This is a genomic window from Paraburkholderia sp. SIMBA_054 (assembly GCF_046534875.1).
In the GTDB taxonomy this organism is placed as follows: Bacteria; Pseudomonadota; Gammaproteobacteria; order Burkholderiales; family Burkholderiaceae; genus Paraburkholderia; species Paraburkholderia hospita.
In genome coordinates this window covers 111,889-130,331 of sequence record NZ_JAWRXV010000025.1, presented here as the reverse complement: position 1 = coordinate 130,331, position 18,443 = coordinate 111,889, and the positions used below count along the sequence as shown (strand labels likewise).

The 18,443-nt window shown below is 63.2% G+C and carries 22 protein-coding genes; 12 read left to right on the top strand and 10 right to left on the bottom strand.

Features of this window, described 5'->3' with window-relative positions; translation table 11 throughout:
• Window positions 1-49 precede the first annotated feature (49 nt).
• Window positions 50-682 carry a response regulator transcription factor gene (locus SB822_RS28320; RefSeq protein ID WP_176133866.1) on the bottom strand — a complete coding sequence of 211 codons (633 nt, stop codon included), beginning with the start codon at window positions 680-682 and terminating at the stop codon, window positions 50-52.
• 389 nt (window positions 683-1,071) lie between these two features.
• Between SB822_RS28320 and hpaC the strand changes: the two genes are divergently transcribed.
• Entirely contained in the window at window positions 1,072-1,605 is a 534-nt protein-coding gene (gene hpaC, locus SB822_RS28315; protein WP_090836047.1) for a 4-hydroxyphenylacetate 3-monooxygenase, reductase component, read from the top strand.
• A gap of 123 nt (window positions 1,606-1,728) precedes the next feature.
• Window positions 1,729-2,028: a hypothetical protein gene (locus SB822_RS28310; protein WP_090836046.1), complete on the top strand. Its 300-nt coding sequence runs from the start codon at window positions 1,729-1,731 to the stop codon at window positions 2,026-2,028.
• Between the two features lie 106 nt (window positions 2,029-2,134).
• On the opposite strand, the gene SB822_RS28305 is transcribed toward SB822_RS28310, so the two are convergent.
• Entirely contained in the window at window positions 2,135-2,674 is a 540-nt protein-coding gene (locus SB822_RS28305) for a hypothetical protein (protein ID WP_007744553.1), read from the bottom strand.
• 73 nt (window positions 2,675-2,747) lie between these two features.
• Window positions 2,748-3,410 (bottom strand): J domain-containing protein, encoded by a 663-nt coding sequence (locus SB822_RS28300; protein ID WP_086910199.1) that lies wholly within the window; start codon window positions 3,408-3,410, stop codon window positions 2,748-2,750.
• A 179-nt stretch (window positions 3,411-3,589) separates the two neighbouring features.
• Between SB822_RS28300 and SB822_RS28295 the strand changes: the two genes are divergently transcribed.
• The 6 genes from SB822_RS28295 to SB822_RS28270 all read left to right on the top strand — a co-directional run bounded on the left by SB822_RS28295 (window position 3,590) and on the right by SB822_RS28270 (window position 9,155).
• Window positions 3,590-4,498 carry a formate/nitrite transporter family protein gene (locus tag SB822_RS28295; RefSeq protein ID WP_007744562.1) on the top strand — a complete coding sequence of 303 codons (909 nt, stop codon included), beginning with the start codon at window positions 3,590-3,592 and terminating at the stop codon, window positions 4,496-4,498.
• A 265-nt stretch (window positions 4,499-4,763) separates the two neighbouring features.
• Complete coding sequence (locus tag SB822_RS28290) at window positions 4,764-6,284, top strand: esterase-like activity of phytase family protein (protein WP_063749118.1); 1,521 nt, start codon at window positions 4,764-4,766, stop codon at window positions 6,282-6,284.
• A gap of 173 nt (window positions 6,285-6,457) precedes the next feature.
• Entirely contained in the window at window positions 6,458-7,237 is a 780-nt protein-coding gene (locus tag SB822_RS28285) for a Pr6Pr family membrane protein (RefSeq protein WP_090836045.1), read from the top strand.
• Window positions 7,218-7,535, top strand: coding sequence for a high-potential iron-sulfur protein (locus SB822_RS28280; RefSeq protein ID WP_079499718.1), 318 nt, complete (start codon window positions 7,218-7,220; stop codon window positions 7,533-7,535). Before SB822_RS28285 ends, SB822_RS28280 begins: the two co-directional genes overlap by 20 nt.
• A gap of 105 nt (window positions 7,536-7,640) precedes the next feature.
• Complete coding sequence (locus tag SB822_RS28275) at window positions 7,641-8,729, top strand: porin (RefSeq protein ID WP_244144593.1); 1,089 nt, start codon at window positions 7,641-7,643, stop codon at window positions 8,727-8,729.
• Window positions 8,730-8,864: 135 nt separating this feature from the next.
• Window positions 8,865-9,155, top strand: a complete 291-nt coding sequence (locus SB822_RS28270) for a hypothetical protein (protein WP_090836061.1) — start codon at window positions 8,865-8,867, stop codon at window positions 9,153-9,155.
• Here the strand turns inward: SB822_RS28270 and cls are convergent.
• The 4 genes from cls to SB822_RS28250 form a co-directional block, all read right to left on the bottom strand.
• On the bottom strand, window positions 9,146-10,408 hold the full coding sequence (cls, locus tag SB822_RS28265) for a cardiolipin synthase (RefSeq protein WP_079485204.1): 1,263 nt from the start codon (window positions 10,406-10,408) through the stop codon (window positions 9,146-9,148). The two genes, SB822_RS28270 and cls, sit on opposite strands and share 10 nt — an antisense overlap.
• 99 nt (window positions 10,409-10,507) lie before the next feature.
• Window positions 10,508-10,771 carry a hypothetical protein gene (locus tag SB822_RS28260; protein ID WP_007744583.1) on the bottom strand — a complete coding sequence of 88 codons (264 nt, stop codon included), beginning with the start codon at window positions 10,769-10,771 and terminating at the stop codon, window positions 10,508-10,510.
• 305 nt (window positions 10,772-11,076) lie between these two features.
• The gene (locus SB822_RS28255) at window positions 11,077-11,289 is read right to left on the bottom strand and encodes a hypothetical protein (protein WP_042315252.1); all 213 of its coding nucleotides are present in this window, start codon (window positions 11,287-11,289) and stop codon (window positions 11,077-11,079) included.
• A gap of 276 nt (window positions 11,290-11,565) precedes the next feature.
• Window positions 11,566-12,435 carry a mechanosensitive ion channel family protein gene (locus tag SB822_RS28250; protein WP_090836043.1) on the bottom strand — a complete coding sequence of 290 codons (870 nt, stop codon included), beginning with the start codon at window positions 12,433-12,435 and terminating at the stop codon, window positions 11,566-11,568.
• Window positions 12,436-12,700: 265 nt separating this feature from the next.
• Here SB822_RS28250 and SB822_RS28245 point away from each other — a divergent pair, with 265 nt between their 5' ends.
• Both SB822_RS28245 and SB822_RS28240 read left to right on the top strand, forming a co-directional pair.
• Window positions 12,701-14,032 carry an MFS transporter gene (locus tag SB822_RS28245; RefSeq protein WP_244144592.1) on the top strand — a complete coding sequence of 444 codons (1,332 nt, stop codon included), beginning with the start codon at window positions 12,701-12,703 and terminating at the stop codon, window positions 14,030-14,032.
• Window positions 14,033-14,180: 148 nt separating this feature from the next.
• Window positions 14,181-14,645: a hypothetical protein gene (locus SB822_RS28240; protein ID WP_007744588.1), complete on the top strand. Its 465-nt coding sequence runs from the start codon at window positions 14,181-14,183 to the stop codon at window positions 14,643-14,645.
• A gap of 44 nt (window positions 14,646-14,689) precedes the next feature.
• Here the strand turns inward: SB822_RS28240 and SB822_RS28235 are convergent, their stop codons facing one another.
• Entirely contained in the window at window positions 14,690-14,920 is a 231-nt protein-coding gene (locus SB822_RS28235) for a hypothetical protein (protein WP_007586962.1), read from the bottom strand.
• Between the two features lie 117 nt (window positions 14,921-15,037).
• Between SB822_RS28235 and SB822_RS28230 the strand changes: the two genes are divergently transcribed.
• Both SB822_RS28230 and SB822_RS28225 read left to right on the top strand, forming a co-directional pair.
• Complete coding sequence (locus SB822_RS28230; RefSeq protein ID WP_090836042.1) at window positions 15,038-15,226, top strand: hypothetical protein; 189 nt, start codon at window positions 15,038-15,040, stop codon at window positions 15,224-15,226.
• 260 nt (window positions 15,227-15,486) lie between these two features.
• Window positions 15,487-16,467 (top strand): glycosyltransferase family 2 protein, encoded by a 981-nt coding sequence (locus SB822_RS28225; RefSeq protein ID WP_090836041.1) that lies wholly within the window; start codon window positions 15,487-15,489, stop codon window positions 16,465-16,467.
• A gap of 106 nt (window positions 16,468-16,573) precedes the next feature.
• Here SB822_RS28225 and SB822_RS28220 read toward each other — a convergent pair whose 3' ends face one another.
• Together SB822_RS28220 and SB822_RS28215 are read right to left on the bottom strand one after the other, a co-directional pair.
• The gene (locus SB822_RS28220; RefSeq protein ID WP_007586954.1) at window positions 16,574-17,869 is read right to left on the bottom strand and encodes an MFS family transporter; all 1,296 of its coding nucleotides are present in this window, start codon (window positions 17,867-17,869) and stop codon (window positions 16,574-16,576) included.
• Between the two features lie 154 nt (window positions 17,870-18,023).
• Window positions 18,024-18,224, bottom strand: a complete 201-nt coding sequence (locus tag SB822_RS28215) for a hypothetical protein (protein ID WP_143055707.1) — start codon at window positions 18,222-18,224, stop codon at window positions 18,024-18,026.
• Window positions 18,225-18,443 lie beyond the last annotated feature (219 nt).

Sequence of the window (18,443 nt, the reverse complement as noted above, 5' to 3'; positions counted from 1 at the left end):
CATTGAGGAAACGGCACGGCACTTTTCACTGAAGCCGTGCCGTTCGATATCATTCACGCCCGCCCTCGCCCGGACTCCACACGGCCATCACATCGCGCACCAGCGTCGCGATAGACGTGGCCCCGAGCTTGTCCTTGATGCTCGCGCGATGCACGTCGACCGTTTTCACGCTGATCGACAGATCCGACGCAATGCGCTTGCTGCCCTTTCCGTCCAGCACGCCGCGCAGCACTTCCTTTTCTCGCGCTGTCAGCGACTCGATCCGTTGACGCAGATCGCGAAGCTTCTGATCCGCCGCATGCCGTTGCGCCGCGAGTTTCATCGCGCGCTGGATGCGCTCGAGCATCTGCTGCGAGTTGTACGGCTTTTCGACGAAATCAATCGCACCGTTCTGCAACGCGCGCACGGACATAGGAATGTCGCCGTGCCCGCTGACGAAAATAATCGGCAAGGTCGCACCGCGCGCGTTGAGTTCAGCTTGTACGTCGAAGCCGCTCGTCTCCGGCATCCGCACGTCGAGCACGAGACACGCCGGTACGTTCGCGTCGAATGCCCGCAGGAAATCCGCGGCATTCGCAAACCCTTCCGACTTCACGCCGACCGACTCCAGCAGCCACGCCAGCGATGTGCGCATGCCAGTGTCGTCATCGACGATATACACGACTGGCGCGGGCGAATGGATGGGTGGGGTCTTGCTGGCTGGACTCATGTCTTGAACCTGTCTGCAACGCGCGCCGTATGTTTGACCGGCTGTCTCCACGCGTTAGCTGTTTAATTTTGAGAAAGCTCATCATAACCAGCGCAAATTCGCGTGCAAAGCCTTTATTGCAGGCCTGATCGCGTTACAGCACAGGCTAACGCGCAATGCGCAGATGCGTTTCGAATGCAACCTGGTAAAACCTTTAGACGGGTCGGGAAGCGTGCCAACACGCGTGCCACTCGCGCGGATTTTTTTCATGCGACGCATGCCGTACGCTTGATGCATGGGATCGTCGTGCGCGCAACCATCGCGGGCGAGCGGTCGATTCAAGCGGTCGATTCACAGCGACCACCGTGCAGGGAGCCACTCACATGTCCGATATGCAACGCCCGACCATGCTCGACCCCAACGATGCGCGCAAGCAGTTCCGCCAGGCGATGGCGCATCTGGGCGCGGCCGTCAACATCATCACGACGTCCGGCGAGTCCGGGCGCTGCGGCATCACGGCGAGCGCGGTCTGCTCCGTGACGGATGCGCCGCCCACGCTGCTGGTCTGCATGAACCGTTCGAGCGCGATGCATGCCGTGTTCGAGCGGAATCGCAACGTCTGCATCAACGTGCTGCCCGGTCATCACGAACTGCTCGCGCGGCACTTCGCCGGGCTCACGCAACTGCCGATGGAAGCGCGCTTCAGCCTGCCGATCTGGGACGAAGGCCCGCACGGCGTGCCGGTACTGCGCGATGCGCTCGCGAGCCTGCAAGGAACGATCGTCGATCTGAAGGAAGTGGGTTCGCACTCGGTGATGTTCGTCGAGGCCACGCAGATTCGCGTGTGCGCCGACGGTGACAGTCTCATCTACTTCGACCGCCAGTTTCATCGCGTGCCGAGACTGTGCGCGGCTTGAGCGCTGCCTGAACGCTGTTACCCTGCGTTACTTTTCTCGCACGGCTGTAGCACCTGTGTCCGACACGCGCCCCTAGACTGAAGCCGAATTCAGTGACGCGCATCCATGCGCAGGGAGCAAAAAATGAAGAAGATGATGCTTGGTGCAGCTATTGGTGTGGCGATGCTGGCGGCTTCGGCGGCTGCTTCGGCGCATGTCGACGTCGCCGTCGGTCTCGGCGTGCCGGGCATGATCGTGCCCGCTCAGCCGGTGTACGCTGCGCCCGCGCCCGTTGCCGTCGGCTACGGCTACGGCGACGGCGACGACTGGCGCGAGCGCCGCGAATGGCGCGAGCATCAGTGGCGTGAACGCGAGTGGCGCCGTCACGAAGCCTGGCGTGAGCATGCGTGGCACGAGCGTCAACGTGAACGCTGGGGTTACTGATCGTAGTGTCCGATCGCGCGCTGTGTCATTGAACGCGTGATCTTCTATCGCCTCGCTATGGCCGGAATCAAACCGGCTGTCGCGAGGCGATGTCGTTCCTGCTACATCACGCGCCTGGCTTCCACGGCCATGTGGGATACAAACCTCCGTTGCTCTCGACGCTATCACGCTGCGGATCGCTGCCCTCGCCGGCGCGCTCGACGTCGGCGTCATTTGTGCGCGTGTCGGTTTCATCGGATGGCTGCGCCGTTTCGGCGGCCTGTACGGGTTCCTCCGTGAAACGCAGCGCATCGCCGAACCATTCGACCTCGCGCTTCATCGCGTCGACGTACGTGCGCCAGCCGGCGCGATCGTCCGCGAACAGATGGTCGTGCACGGCAAGCGCAAGGCGCGTGTAGTCCACCTGCTCTTCAAGGAGCAGCGCGGGCCATTCCGCAAACGATGCGCTCGCGCGTTTCGCAAACTCCGCCGCCTTCATCTTCGGCGAGACAGTCGTGAGCCATGCGTGCGCGGCCAGTTCCGGATGGGCGTTCAGCAGATGATGCACGGTGTGATGTTTTGCGTCGGCGGCGAGCGCCGTGGAGAGGGTTTGCAGCGCGTCGCCGAGATGCAGCAGCAACGCGCGTCGTTCAAAAGCGTCTTTCATCGAAGCATGTCCGTGCGTAAGTCCAGCGTGCCATATTGGATGGCACGCGGTGTGAAGCGAAAATCGCGGCGCGCTATGAGCGTATGCCGAAAAAGCCCTGCCACAGCGAATCGAACAGACCCGCGCTGCGCGGTTCCTGCGCAGGCTTGTCGTGTTTCGTTGCTGCGGGCTGAGGTTGCGAAGGCGCGTCTTCCGCAACAGGTTCGCGTGATGACGCAGCCGTGGCGACGGGGTCCGCCCGATCGGCATCAGCCGTATCAGCGGATTCACCTGCCTGCGCTGCGTGCCGCGACTGCTGCAAGGCCCACACGCTATCGGCGATGCGCTGCGCCACGTCGGCGTCGCAATCGCGTCCGAGCAGCACGCCGAACAGCACATCGCGGTTATGGCCTTCGTCGGCATAGCGCATTGCCACGCCGACCATCTGCGTGTACTTCGCCTCCGCCTCGGCCTTGGCCTTGCGCGCCCGCGCCGCCTCGACTTCGCGCTGACGCCTTTCGAGCGCCTCATATTGGCGCATCTCCTGCGCGTAGACGGCGTCGTAGACCTTGCGCTGATTGTCGTCGGAGAGGAGCGCGTATGCGTCCTTGATCTCCTGGAAGGCCGCGCGTGCGACCTCTTCCTGTCCGGCGTTGCGGTCCGGATGCCACTTCATCGCGGCCTTCCGGTACGCCCGTTTGATCTCTTCCGAGGTGGCGTCTTGAGACACGCCAAGCTTCGCGTAAAGGGTTGCCATGTCGCGTTGGGTCTCGCTTGCAGACGGTTGCAGATGACGGTCGCGTTCATCGTAGCACGGCGCTCCTCGTCGCTCGACACGAGGCTGGTCCGACAAAAAGTGCGGACATGTCCTCGCTTTTCGGGCACCGTTTTTGCGACTGCCATGGATGCGCGCATACAGCGTACGAGCGAGCGGCCATGACGAAAGACACCATCCAGCACGAACGACATCCTGACACGACCGATCGTGCCACGCCGCCCGACCACCCGGAAAAAGCCGGTGCGGAATCACCGCATCTGGATGCGGGCGAGAAGGACCAGGCCGCGCAACACACGGCGCCGCACGCGTTGATGCTGCACGAGATCGTGCGCGAAGAGGGCGAAGCCGCGCTGGAGCGCACTGTCATCGCGCTCGTGTGGTCATCGCTGGCAGCGGGACTGTCGATGGGATTTTCGTTTCTCACGACAGCCGTTCTCCAGGCCGGCCTGCCCGATACGTCGTGGCGGCATCTCGTGTCGAGCTTCGGCTACACGACGGGCTTCGTGCTCGTCATCATGGGGCGTCAGCAGCTCTTTAGCGAAAGCACGCTGACTGTCGTGCTGCCCGTGCTGACGCGGCGCGATCTCGACTGCTTGCTGAAGGCGCTGCGCCTATGGATCGTCGTGCTGTTCTGCAATCTGCTCAGTTCGTGGGCTTTTGCAGCGATGCTGCGCTTGCCCGGCGTATTCGAAGCGGACGTCGTCGACGCGCTCGACGAGACGGCGCGCTCCGCCGTCGGTCCCGCCAATACCTTTCCGACCTTCATACGCGCCGTGTTGGGCGGATGGCTGATCGCGCTGATGGTGTGGCTGCTGCCGAGCGCGCGCTCCGCGCGCCTGCTGACCGTCGTGCTGATCACGTGGGTGGTCGCGGTGGCGAAGCTGTCGCACATCATCGCGGGATCGACGGAAGTCGCGTATGCGGTGCTGGCGGGCGACGCGTCGATGGCCGACTACTTCGGCCGCTTCCTGCTGCCGACGCTCGCGGGCAACGTGGTGGGCGGCATGACGCTCGTCGCGCTGCTGAATCATGCGGCAATCGCGCCGGAAATCAGCGAGCGGCGCTGACCGTAGCTTGCGCTGCACCGTGCCCATTCATGCGGCACGGGTCTGAGTGCGCTTTCGTCGATGACGCTTGCTCATGCGAATGTGCGCTTGCGCACACAGCGCGCCCCACGCCGGCGCGCCGTCACAATTCGGACATACATGTCACGCAGTATCGGTCCCCGGAAATAAAAAGTAAGAAACCTTGCGTCCGGTCGCCAGTCTGCTTTCTTTTGCCGTACGCGCCCGGCGCCGCCTCCATCGCATTGATCCTCCAAGGGACATTCCTGTGCTGCGCTCATCGCTCTTCACCCGCACCATGATCGGTGCCATCGCCTCGCTTGCGGCGCTCGCCGCTGCTCCCGCCGCTCACGCCTCCGTCGATCTGATCGCCATCGGCAAGCTCGACGGCAATCTGCTCGACAAGTCGAAGGAGACGTCGGGCAAGCTCGAAAACGGTGCGCCTGGCAACCTGCTCGGCGGTCTCGGCTCAGGTATCGGCTACGCGGGTTGCCATACGTTCCTCGCCGTGCCCGATCGCGGCCCGAACGCGATCTCGTACAACAAGGCGATCGACGACACCGCGTCGTACATCAACCGCTTCCAGACGCTGCGTCTGCACCTGGAAGACGCGCCGAAGGGTGCGTCGCTGCCGTTCACGCTGACGCCGAAGCTCGTCGACACGACGCTGCTGCATACGTCCGATCGTCTCGTCTATGGCACGGGCGCCGCGTATGGCGTGCCGAACGGCGCGCCGAAGCTCAACCGCGACAACCACACGAACTACTTCACGGGCCGCTCGGACAACTTCGATCCGACGCATCTGTCGACGTATCCGCTCGATGGCCGCTTCGATCCCGAAAGCATCCGCATCGCGAACGACGGCGACAGTGTATTTATCTCCGACGAATACGGCCCTTACGTCTATCGCTTCGACCGCAAGAGCGGCCGCCGCATTGCGACGTACAAGCTGCCCGATACGTTCGCTGTGTCGACGCTCTCGCCCGTCGGCAACGACGAGATCAGCATCAACACGTCGGGCCGCGTCGCGAACAAGGGCATGGAAGGTCTCGCGATCTCGCCCGACGGCACCACGCTGTTCGGCGCGATGCAAAGCCCGCTGATTCAGGACGGCGGTACGGACGCCCCGTACACGCGTATCGTGAAGATCGACATCCGCACGGGCCGCACGACGCAATACGCGTATCAGCTGACGAACATCGGCACGGCGTCCAAGCCGAAGTACCCGACCATCAGCGACGTGCTCGCGATCAACGATCACGAACTGCTCGTCGACGAGCGCGACGGCAAGGGTCTCGGCGACAACTCGACGGCTGTGTTCAAGCAGATCAATCACATCGACCTGACGGGCGCAGCGGACGTGAGCCAGGCAAGCGGCGCAAGCGGCCTCGCGCCGTTTGCAGTGAAGAAGACCCTGTTCCTCGATATCGTCGCGGCGCTGACGGCCCACGGCTACAACGCGAACGACATTCCCGCGAAGATCGAAGGCATCGCGTTCGGCCCGGACGTGACGGTGCGCGGCGTGAAGAAGCACACGCTCTACGTCGCGAACGACAACGACTTCATCGCGACCGTCACCGACACGAACCATCCGTCGGGTATCGCGAATCCGAACCAGTTCTTCGTGTTCGCGATCGACACGTCGGATCTGCCCGACTATGTCGCGCAGCGCCTGCCGGGCGTGTCGAAGAACGGCCGCGATCACGATCATGACAACGTCTGCGGCCGCGATGACGACGATCACGATCATGACCATGGTCACGATGACCATGATGGCCACGGTCACTGATATCGTGCATTGAGTTTCTGCGTCCCTGTCGGACGATGATGGGACGATGTAACGGGCCGGCCGCAGCAATCTGCGGACCGGCTCTTTTTTTGACTGATTTCGGCTGCTAGTCCGGCTGCGCTTCGACACGCACAGCGTCTGCACGTGACGCTTCACGCGTATAGAATCGACGCATGAAGAAGCCTGTGTCCCCCGCTGTGCGCCGAGATACGCCACCGCCCGGCATCATCGAGCCGGAGTTGCCGCTGCACGCGCCGAGCATTGCATCCGTCGCGCTCGCCATGTCGATCGCGCTGATTTCGTGGCTCGCGTTCGCCGCGCAGACGGACATCACCGTGCATCGCATGCTGTCGCGCGGCTTCGGCGTGATCGACGGCATCGAACGGCTCACCAGCTATCTGACCAATCTGACCATTTTCACTTGCGCGCTGTGCTTCACCTGCGTCGCCTGCTTCACGCGTCGCAGCCCGCCGCTCGTGCGCTTTTTCCGGCAACCCACGGTCGTGACGGCCGTGACCTGCTATATCGTGTTCGTCGGCGTCGCCTACAACCTGCTGCTGCGCCATCTGTGGACGCCGTCGGGCTGGCGCATGCTGCTCAACGAAACCCTGCACACCGTCGTGCCGATGCTCGCCGCGCTCTACTGGCTGCTGTTCGTGCCGCGCTTTCATCTAACGCTGCGCCATCTGCTGGGGTGGCTCGTGTTCCCGCTCGGCTATCTCGCGCTGACCATGTTGCGCGGCGCGCAGTCGGACTTCTATCCTTATCCGTTCATCAACGTCAGCGAGCTTGGCTACGAACGCGCGCTGCTCAACGCGAGCCTGCTCGTGCTCGCATTCGTGCTGCTGATGGCCGTGTTCGCCGCGATCAATCAGCGGCGGCCGATGCCGTCCTTCACATCTGCCTCACCGCCTCGCCCACCAGAGACCGATCATGACAACAACCCGGCGTGAGTTCATCGTCGTGGGCCTCGGCTCCGCCGTCGGCCTGTGCGCAGCGCTCGCCGCGAGCCGCGACGCACGCGCCGACGACAAGCTGAGCGAAAGCGATCCCGCAGCGAAAGCGGTCGGCTACGTGAGCGCCGCAACGAAAGTCGACAAGGCGCGCTTTCCAGCCTACCAGGCCGGGCAGACCTGCAACAACTGCTCGCTGTTCCAGGGCAGTCCCACGGATGCATGGGGCGGCTGCACGCTGTTCGGGACGAAGCAGGTGGCGGGCGGCGGCTGGTGCAGTTCTTACACGAACATGTAGTGCGCCTTGCGCTGGTGAGGTTCGGTTAGTATTCGCTGGTATCTGCATGCGGCAGTGTCGTCGATGGCGTTGCGCCCTCGCGACTCCATAACAATCGCCCGAGAGATGCCAACGTCCGTCACGTCCAGCCGGCTGCCGCTTCCTGATCCATGCTCCCCTTCGCGGCGACGCTTTGTAGCGCTCGTTGCCGTGTGCCGTCTGCTCGCCCTCGTCTGTCTGCTCGTCGCTGCGTCGCCATCCCGTGCGCAAGGCTCCGTGACGCTCTACGGGTTGATCGACACCAGCATCGAAGTGACCAATCCCGGCAGCGGCTATGTCGCGCGCATGGACTCGGGCGCGTATCGCGGCACGCGCTTCGGCCTGCACGGTAGCGAGCCGCTCGGCGATGGCAACAGCCTCGTCTTCACACTGGAGAACGGCTTCGATTCGGCAAGCGGCGCGTTCTCGGTGCCGGGCAGCATTTTCAACCGGCAGGCATGGATCGGTGCGCACGGCGCGTGGGGCGAGTTGCGCGCCGGCCGGCAGTATTCGCCCCTCTACATTCCGTTCAAGGGGCAACTCGACGCCTTCGGCGCCGGCACGATCGCATCCGGACTGAACAACCTGTCGAAGATCACGCCCTATACCGACAATGCGTTCGCCTATCTGTCGCCGACCATCGGTGGCTTCAGCGCGACGGGTATGGTTGCGCTGCGCGATCCGGGTGACGGCAACGGCATCGGCGGCTACTACGTGACAGCCGAGTGGGCGCTCGACGGCATGAAGCTGCTCTACGCGCACCAGCAGACACATGGCGACGGCGCCTTGCGCGCGAACTTCGCGGGCGCGTCGTACCAGTGGGGCGCGCTCACAGGCTTCGTCGCGTACTTCAACGGCGACGGCGGAACGCCGCGCTATCACGACGACGGGCTCTCGGTGTCCGCTCTATGGCAGATCACGCCGCAAGCGAGTGCATCCGTCGGTTACGCGCACGCGCGCGACCGCAGCGGCGGTGACAACGACGCCGATCAGTTCAGCATCGCGTTCGACTATCAGGTATCGAAGGCGCTGTTGCTCTATCTCAGCGCCGCCGACCTCGAAAATCGCGGACAGGCCACCTTCACGCTGCGCGGCGTGAACGTGACGGGCATCCCCGTCGCTTATCCGGGGGCGCCCGTTCGTGGCGTGCAGATCGGGATGATCGAGCGGTTCTAGCACGATGCACTATCGTGCGCGTCGAACTATCGTGCAGGCGGTGGTTCCCGACGCATGCATCGTGATGCGCGGATGGATGGCACATGCATTGCGGAATTCATCGATGTATCGAACTGCTTTCGAGAGATCCACACGATGAACCAGACCGCATTTCCTATGTTTTCTATTTCACCGACTCGCACCGGCAGTCGCCTGCATACGCCGATGCCACCCGAGGTCGAACCCGATCCGGCGCCGCCGCCCGACGACGATCCCGACCCGGACCCGCGCTCACCGCCCATCCCCGGGCGCGAACCGGACCGCGCGCCGCCCAGCCAGGAGCCGCCCGCAGGCGATCCACCCGAGCGCGCGCCGCCTATGCATGCGTCCGCCGCCACGCGCCGATCATACGGGCGCCATTCGAACACCCGCGCACGTCAAAGCTGAGAATCGAGCAGCGCGACCGCGCGATCGACGAGTTTCCTGGTCCATGGTCGCCTGTTCCAGTCGTCGAGCGTCACGCGTTTGGACTTCGCGAGATCGTCGGCGAAGATCTGCGTCTGACGGCGCGCAAACGCCTCGTCGTAGATGTTGAGGTTGGCCTCGTCGTTCAGCTTGAACGAGCGCGAATCGAAATTGGTCGAGCCGACCGACACCAGGTAGTCATCGACGACGAGTAGCTTGACGTGGAACATCGTCGGTTGGTACTCGAACATCTGCACGCCCGCTTCGAGCAGCGGCCCCCAGCATGCACGCGACGCCTCGCGCACGGTATGCGTGTCGATGTGCTTGCCGGGTGTGATGATCCGCACATCGACGCCCCGTTTCGCAGCTTCGACGATCGCGTTGATCGTCAGCTTGTCGGGCACGAAATAGGCGCTCGCGAGATGGATTGAGTGCGTAGCCGCCGTGATCGCCATCAGGTACATCAACTGCATGTCGTCGCTTCCGCCCGACGGTGAACTGCTGAACATGTGTGCGAGGCCATCGCCCACTTCTTCCGTTTCAGGAAAATAGTCGGGCCCATGCAATACTTTGCCGGTCGCCTTGATCCAGTTGTCCATGAAGACGGCCTGCATATGTCCGACCACCGGCCCCGTCACGCGAAAATGCGAATCGCGCCAGTGCATGTCGTCCTGTGCATGTCCCGTCCATTCCTGCGCGATGCCGACGCCGCCCGTGAAGCCGATGCGTCCGTCGATCACCAGCAGCTTGCGGTGCGTGCGGTCGTTCATGCGGCCAAGCCCGGTCCAGTGCGGCTTGTGGTACTGGATCACTTCAGCGCCTGCATCTTTGAGCATCTGCAGATAGTGCCGATCCATCTTCTGCGATCCAACCCAGTCGAGCAGCACATGCACAGCAACGCCTGCGCGTGCCTTTTCCGACAACGCGCTGGCGATCTGCTCGCCGATCGCGCCGGACCAGTAGATGAACGTTTCGAACGTGATGGTTTTCTGCGCGCTCGCAATGCCTTCGAGCATCGACGGAAAAATCTCGTCGCCGTTGAGGAGCACGTCGAAGCGGTTGCCGGATGTGACGGGCGGGCCCAGCAGCAGACCCATCGAGCGGATGAACTGGGGATCGTCGCTGCCGTACCGGCGCTCGATCTTGTGCTCGATCTTCTTTTCGCCCGTCGACAGATTGGCGACCGCGAGCACGACGACGAGCGTGACCACGGCCGTGAGCAGGATCGTCAGCATGCGCCGCGTTCAGCGGTGAAAGATGAGCCGAAGCGGAACCGAAGCGCGCCGCGCCGCGTGGCCGCGGTGACGCGCGTCCGGACGGTGGCGACGGTGGCTTTACCAGTCGGGATTGTTGACTTCCTGACGGTAGCCATAGGCGTTATTGACGAGCCGATGCGGGCGCCCGCCTGCCTGCATCACCTCGCGCCAGCCGCTCAGCGTGGCGAGCGAATCCGTGTGCAGCACGGCGTACGGCTTGCCCGCGATGCCGCCGCCAACGGTCGTGCCGGGAATGAACTCGATTGCAGTGTCGTCGACGGCGATCAGCATGCGCATGTCCGTTTGCAGGATCTGCATTTCATAGCGGGTGGCGGACGTCATGGCGCGGCTCCTGAATGCATCGGAATTGTTCTACACCGTGCAGTCCGGATCATGATGATCGACGGACGGCGACGACGGCTTTCGATGGAACGGGCCGCGTGTCGTAGCGACAGACGAAGCCCAGCCGCTTAATTGAAAGCAAGCTGCATTCCTGATGCATGTTCGAGACGGGACGCGGCTCAGGCCGGATGACCGGCGGGCGCGTTGAAAAAAAGACGGACGGAAGGAGTGAAAATTACGCGACGCTGCTCGCTGGCCTGCGCCGAGAGACGCGCCAGCTTCGTATGCCGTTCGGCGTCGAGGAGTCAGTCGATGGGCAGCTGATCGCAGGCGTTGGTTGCCGTCGAAGCGCAGATGAACGAGTAGTCGCCGCTCCAGCGCACGGCAGCGGCGCTCGCGTGCACGGCGTCCTGGAAACCGGGCGACGTTTCCCACGCGATATAGCCGGAGCACAGCACGGCGGACATCACGACCAGCGAAAAGGCAATTTTTTCAAAGATCTGAAAACGGGGCGACATGGCTATCTCTTCCTTTAAGCCGGCATTTTATCTCAATACTAGGGTTTATACCTAGGCAGAATTGCGGCTTTGCAACATGCCAGTGCGGAAATGCACGCTCGCGTGCGTGCCGCCTGGCTTGGAAAAGAGGCAATGTAGCGGGGGAAAGACTCAGAAAACGGGCAGATGTGGCGATTAAAAGGTGCGTGCCGTGCGCCGATTGGCGCAGGGTTGAGGCTCGCGGATGATCAGGCGCGTCTGCCCGATGTCAAACGGTGCCTGCCGAAGGATTGTCAATCAGGCGAAAGGCGTCTCCGACTGACGCGCACGCATCGTCTCCGTACGCTGCCCGCGGGTCGCGTCGCCCGTCTTGCAGCCCGCCTCTTCCAGCACGATCCGCGCACGATCGCGCATATCATCGGCGGCGAGTTGGGCGTCCGAGCCGCTGACCCAGACGGCGACCCGCACCACCGCGCCAGCCCCGCGCCGGTGATCCGCTGCCGTCACGACAGGCGCGAGCGTCGCGCCGCCCAGCACACGCGGATCGCTGGTAATCATCTTCCTCAGCGCCTCGATCGCGCAGGCGACGTCCTTGCGCTGCGCAATGTCGACTTTCACCTCGACGCGCTGCGTGCCGCCGCTGCTGTAATTGATCACGGGATTGCTCCAGATCTGGCTGTTCGGCACGAAAACGGCATTACCGTCACTGCGTTCGATACGCGTCGTGAAAAGCCCCACTTCGCGCACGATGCCCGCCGTCGCGCCCGTGCCTTCGATCACGTCGCCGGCTCGAAACGGCCGCAGCATCAGCAACATAATGCCGGCTGCAATATTCTGCAGCGTCCCTTGGAGCGCAAGGCCGATTGCGAGACCGGCCGCGCCGAGCACAGCCAGCACGCTTGCCGTTGCGACGCCGACTTCGCTGAGCGCTGCGAACAGTACGAGCACGCGCACGGCCCATGTGCCGATCGCGTTGATCATCGGCGCGAGCGTCGGGTCCGCGTGCGTGCGCGACATCGCCTTCGACAGCAGCGCGCCGAGCCGGTTGGACAGCCACCAGCCGGCAATCAGGATCAGAATCGCCATGCCCGCATGCATCAGGTCATGCGTGAGCGTTACGAGCAGCGACGGTTGGAGGTGAAACATACGGGCGAGCAGATCATCCATAGTTCAAGGGTTCATATAGGTCGTTTGAAAAGTGCAGCGCAACGTCACCGTAATGCCGCGTAACGGGTCATGCCAGACCTCTTCGGGTGCGACGCGGCAAGCGCGGCTGACTTGCTCTACACTGGCGGCCCGAACGAAGTCTCGACAGAACACGCGGTTCCGTTGAGCCATTCCGCCAATGCGCGTGCAAATGCGGTGCCTGAGCGCAGGCACGCATGCACGACGGAAATCGTGCCCGCTATATGGGACGACGATCCATCTATCGATGAAAACACCACCCGCCGACACCAGCGAACAGGTCAGCCCGACCACCGCCCCCACCGCCGCTCATGCATTCGACAAGCTCGTCGGCGACGCCGACCGCGCTCCCGAAATCAGCCTGCCTCGACAGACGCCGTTCCAGCGTTTCTGGTGTACGCGCGTGCTGTCGTCGCTGTCGTTCCAGATGCTCGCCGTTGCAATGGGCTGGCACATCTACGCGCTCACGCATAGCGCATTCGCGCTCGGTCTCGTCGGCCTCGCGCAGTTTCTGCCGATGTTCGTGCTGACGCTCGTCGTCGGCCAGGTCGCGGACCGCTACGACCGGCGGCGCATCGCGTCGATCTGCCAGGGGCTCGAATGCGTGGCGGCGGCCCTGTTCGCGTGGGGCACGTTCGGCGGCTGGATCAGCGCGCCCGTGATCTACGTGCTCGCCGCCTGTGTCGGCGCGGCACGCGCGTTCGAGTCGCCCGCTGTCGCGTCGCTGTTGCCGGGTGTCGTGCCGCGCGCGCAGCTCTCGCAGGCGACCGCGTGGGCCACCTCCGCGAACCAGGCCGCGCAGATCGGCGGGCCGGCGCTCGGCGGCCTGCTCTACGGCATCGGGCCAGCCGCGGCGTATCTCGCGTGCACGCTGTCGTTCGCGCTGGCTTCCGCTGCCGTCAGCACGATCCCGCTGCGCACGAAGCCCGTGCCGCGCGCACCCGTGACGCTCGAATCGGTGTTCTCGGGCGTGCGTTTCATCCGTAGCCAGCCGGTGATTCTTGGTGCGCTGTCGCTCGATCTGTTTGCGGTGCTGTTCGGCGGCGCGACCGCGTTGCTGCCGATCTTCGCGCGCGACGTGCTGCATGCGGGGCCGCTCGGCCTCGGCCTGCTACGGTCAGCGTCGGCTGTCGGCGCGCTCGGCGGCACGATCTGGCTTGCGCATTTCCCGTTGCGCAAGCGGCCCGGCGCGGCGATGTTCGGCGGCGTGATCGCGTTCGGCATCGCAACGCTCGTGTTCGGACTGTCGCATTCGTTCATCGTGTCGCTGTTCGCGCTGATGGCGCTCGGCGCATCGGATGTGATCAGCGTGGTCGTGCGGCTGTCGCTCGTGCAATTGCGCACGCCCGACGAAATGCTCGGTCGTGTCAGCGCCGTCAATTCGCTGTTCATCGGCACGTCGAATCAGCTCGGCGAGTTCGAGTCGGGGGTGACGGCGGGCTGGTGGGGTGCGCAAACAGCCGTGCTCATCGGCGGATGCGCAACGATCGCGATCGCGCTGCTGTGGATGAAGCTGTTTCCGGAATTGCGCCGCACGCGCTCGCTCGAGCGCGAAGAGCATCACGAAGTGACGGCCTGACGTCGTGCTTCTCCTGTGATCGACGCGCCGCTCCGTGCCACCCGGGCGCTTCCGGTGCGCGAGAGCGATCAGGCGCGTTCATTGCACAGTGCTGGGCAGATCGGCTGCCAACGCATGCTCCGCAGCCATCCATGCCAAGGAGACGCACATGCACCCGAGCCGACGCGCCTGTCGCATCCATCCGATCCAACGGATCTTCACCATCACCGCGCTAGCAGCCGTGACGCTGATGCCGCTCTCGGCGCGCGCCGACGACGCGCCCAGCCCCTGCACGGCGCTCAAGCGCATCGTCGCGGCCGCGCCCACGGGTTTTACTCAACTGACGCCGGAGGACGGCAAAGGCGTCGCGCAGCCCTACGGCGCCGACGCGCAATGCGGCGCGGCCAAAGGCAGCTACGAATGCTCATGGACGCCGAGCGGCGGCGCAGGGTCGAGTATGACTGCCTTGCAGGCCGTCGCGGCGGACATTGCCTCGTGCCTGCCCGACGCCACGCATGACGTGAATTCGCCTGCGCGTCAGCACTTCTATCTCGGTCCGCGCGAAACGCGCACGCAGATCACCGCGATGCCCGCCGGCGCGAACAAGGTGAAGCTGGTGGTCTCGGGCAAGTAGCGGACAAGAAGCGCGGACGGCGAAAAGCGGCCCGCGCCGCAACGCTACTCGACCCGATACCAGACGCGGATACCCGAATACCAGTGGCTCACGCTCGTATCGTCGCCCGAACCGAAGGTCGACAGGCTTTCGATGTTGATCACATCGACGTTGTGCTCCGCAAGCCACGCGTTCGCGCGATCGACGAGCGCGGCGGCATTCTCGTACACATGTCCGCGGATCATGTGGCGTTGCAAGACCTGGCGTTCGAAATCCTGAAACGCGATTTTGCTCATAGCTTGTCTCCGTCAGGCTGTTTTTAATGGTTGGCGCCTGCCGATGAGTCTATCAATGGCGGGACGGGAGCGGCAATTGCTCGATCATCGACAGGCATTGTCAGGAGGGAGAGTCTCATGAGCAGCGAAAAGCAGCAAAAAGCAGCCACAACCAGCCCGGGCGGCGACATCGAACACCCAAAACCCCCGGTTCATGGCGACAACGAAAACAGCAAGATGCCCGAGCGTGACGACGACGACCGCAAGCAGTCGCCAGCGGATCGCCCCGGCAAGAAATCCGGCGAGGGCGAGCCTCCCGTCGGCTGATATCGGCTGATATCGGCTCTGATACAAATCGCGCGCGAGCGCGGTCATTTGCGGCAAGAAATACGGCGGCCTGCACATTTTGCAGGGCCGCCGTATTTTTTTCGACGCGTCGCGCGAATTGTCTGCCGTTCTACATGACGCGCCCTGCATTTTTTACTGAATTATTTCTGGTTATTTTTCTACGCCCTTCATCTACCTTGCTGCTTGCAGCGAAACATTTCGTAATGTGGCCTTCGGTTTAATGGAGCGAGCGGAAAACAATGACGACATCCTGCAAGGTTTCCATTTGCGTCCCGACCTGCAATCGGCCTGAGCTGATCGTCGAATGTCTGGACTCGTGTCTGGCTCAGACACATACGAACATCGAAATCCTGATCGGCGACGATTCGAGCGACAACCGCACGCAAGCGCTCATCAAAGCGCGCTACGCGCACGACACACGCATTCGCTACGTGAGGAACGAGCCATCGCTCGGCCAGGCGCGCAACGTCGCGAGTCTTTTCGCGCGCGCCAGCGGCGACAAGATCGCATTGATTCACGACGACGACTACTTCGCCAACGACGGCATCGCGAGTCTGCTGGAACTGTGGAAGCAGCATCCGCAACTCGAAGTCGCGTTCGCGGACCAGTATGAAGTGGATGTGCAAGGCAACGTCGATACGTCGAAAAGCGCGGCGCTGAATGCCGACTTCCATCGCACGGCGCTCGCGCAAGGCTTGCAAAAGCAGCCGGGACGCACGGGTCTCGTGCAGATGTTCCCGAACAACGGCTGGATGGCGAATGCGGATCTCGTCAAGCGCATCAGCTATCGCGACGATGTGGGCATGTGCTGCGATTACGTGTTCGGCTCGGAGTTGTGCCTTGCCGCTTCACAGGTGTATTACCTGCATCGCTATGTGTCGTACTACCGCAAGACAGACGTATCGATTTCGCACAGCACGCGCGGCTCGACATTCGCCGCTTCGCGGACGGCCTTCGAGTTCGTGACGGCACTCAAACTCGACGCGTCGCTTGAACCGGCTCGCCGGCTCGCGCTGCGAAGGCTCGCGCCCATCGTCGTGTCGTTGTACGCGAAGAATGACGCGCCGTTTGCGGCGCTGCGCGTGGCGTTCGAGCATCCGTATGCGTATGCATATGGTTTCGACACGCGGTTCTACTATCACCTGTCGCTGATCGCGCGCGCGTTCATCGCGATGAGGTCGCGCGGCGGACTGCCGCCTTCGGCGCCGCGCTTCCCCTGAGCGTCTTTCGCGCGCATCGCGCAGCAGTCAAAAGCACCATAAAAAAAAGCGGCTCTTTCAAAGAGCCGCTTTTTGCATTTCAGCCTCGCGCTTCAGACCGCACGCATCACGGCTCGTTACGCAGGTAGCCTACCTTCGACGGATCGCGCATGCGGAACGACACGAGGCCGGCAATCGCGCACAGCACGGTCACGTACCAGTAGAACATCGATTCGCTGCCCGCCTGCTTGAGCCACAGCGCGACATATTCCGCCGAGCCGCCGAAGATCGCATTGGCAACGGCATACGACAGGCCGACGCCGAGCGCCCTCACTTCCGGCGGGAACATCTCGGCCTTGATGAGGCCGCTGATCGACGTATAGAAGCTCACGATAGCCAGTGCAATCACCACCAGCACGAACGCCATCACAGGGCTCGTCACGTCCTTCAGTGCGTGCAGCAGTGGCACCGTGCCGATCGTCGCGAAGAAGCCGAACAGCAGCATCGACTGACGGCGGCCGATGCGATCCGACAGCGCGCCGAACGCGGGCTGCATGATCATGTACACGAAGAGCGCGCCCGTCATCACGTTGCTGGCCGTCTTCGGGTGCATGCCCGCCGTGTTGACGAGGTACTTCTGCATGTAGGTCGTGAACGTGTAGAAAATCAGCGAGCCGCCCGCCGTGAAGCCGAGCACCGTGAAGAACGCGCCCTTGTGCTTCCACATGCCGCGCAGCGTGCCCGCTTCCTTGCGCTGTCGCGTCTCGGCCGTGGTCGTTTCGTCGAGCGAGCGGCGCAGGTACAGCGCGACCAGCGCGGCAAGCGCGCCGACCACGAACGGAACGCGCCAGCCCCAGGCCTTGAGTTCTTCCGTCGTCAGCAGTTGCTGCAGGATCACGAGCACGAGCAGCGCAAACAACTGGCCGCCGATCAGCGTTACGTACTGGAACGACGCGAAGAATCCACGACGGCCCTTCAGTGCGACTTCACTCATGTAGGTTGCGCTGGTGCCGTACTCGCCGCCCACCGACAAACCCTGGAACAGGCGCGCAACGAGCAGCAACGCGGGCGCGAGCGCGCCGATCTGCGCATAGGTCGGCAGCATGGCGATCACGAGCGAGCCGCCGCACATCATGAACACCGACACCATCATCGCGAAGCGACGACCGCGCTTGTCCGCGAGGCGCCCGAAGAACCAGCCGCCGATCGGGCGCATCAGGAAGCCCGCGGCGAACACGCCCGCTGTATTCAGCAGCTGTGCCGTGGTATCGCCCTTCGGAAAGAACGCCGGCGCGAAGTACAGCGCGCAAAACGAGTAGACGTAGAAATCGAACCACTCGACGAGATTGCCCGACGAAGCGCCGACGATCGCAAAGATGCGGCGCCGGGTGTCGGAGGGAGTGAAGATGGTCGTGTCGGTCATGCTGGGTCGGTCCCTTCTTAAGGTTTTAGCGGTCGAACGCCGCTTTGTTTTGCGCTCCAACCTGGTTTGCATCCAGGTTTCGGTCTCGTTGCAACCGGGTTGCAGCACGCGTGCGAGATTCTATAGATATGTAAGGTTTTGCGCGGTCGGTATCTTAACGGATATCGTTGGATAACGGCACGTGGGTGCGGTTCTGGAGGGTTTTTTGGCATTCGCGATGCGGGGGTTTGTTGCGTGAGCGGTTTGGTTTGGTTTGGTTTGGTTTGCTCGTGTTTTCGCTGGCATCCGCGTTACGGTGTTTGCCGTTCATGCGTCGCCCCTGTGCTGGCATCCGCGTTTTGCCTTCGTGCTTCATGCGTCGCCCCTGTGCGGGGCGGCACCTACTTTTCTTTGCCGCCGCAAAGAAAAGTAGGCAAAAGAAAGCGGCTCACACCGCCAGCCCGTGTTCTTATCCACGGGCCCCCAACGTCCCCATGCTTCACACGGCAGTGCCCTGGTTAGTGCTCGTTGCCAACGCTTCGAATGAACGCCTCACCCGCTTCAGACACCCGCACACGTGCTAGCGGCAGCGAAT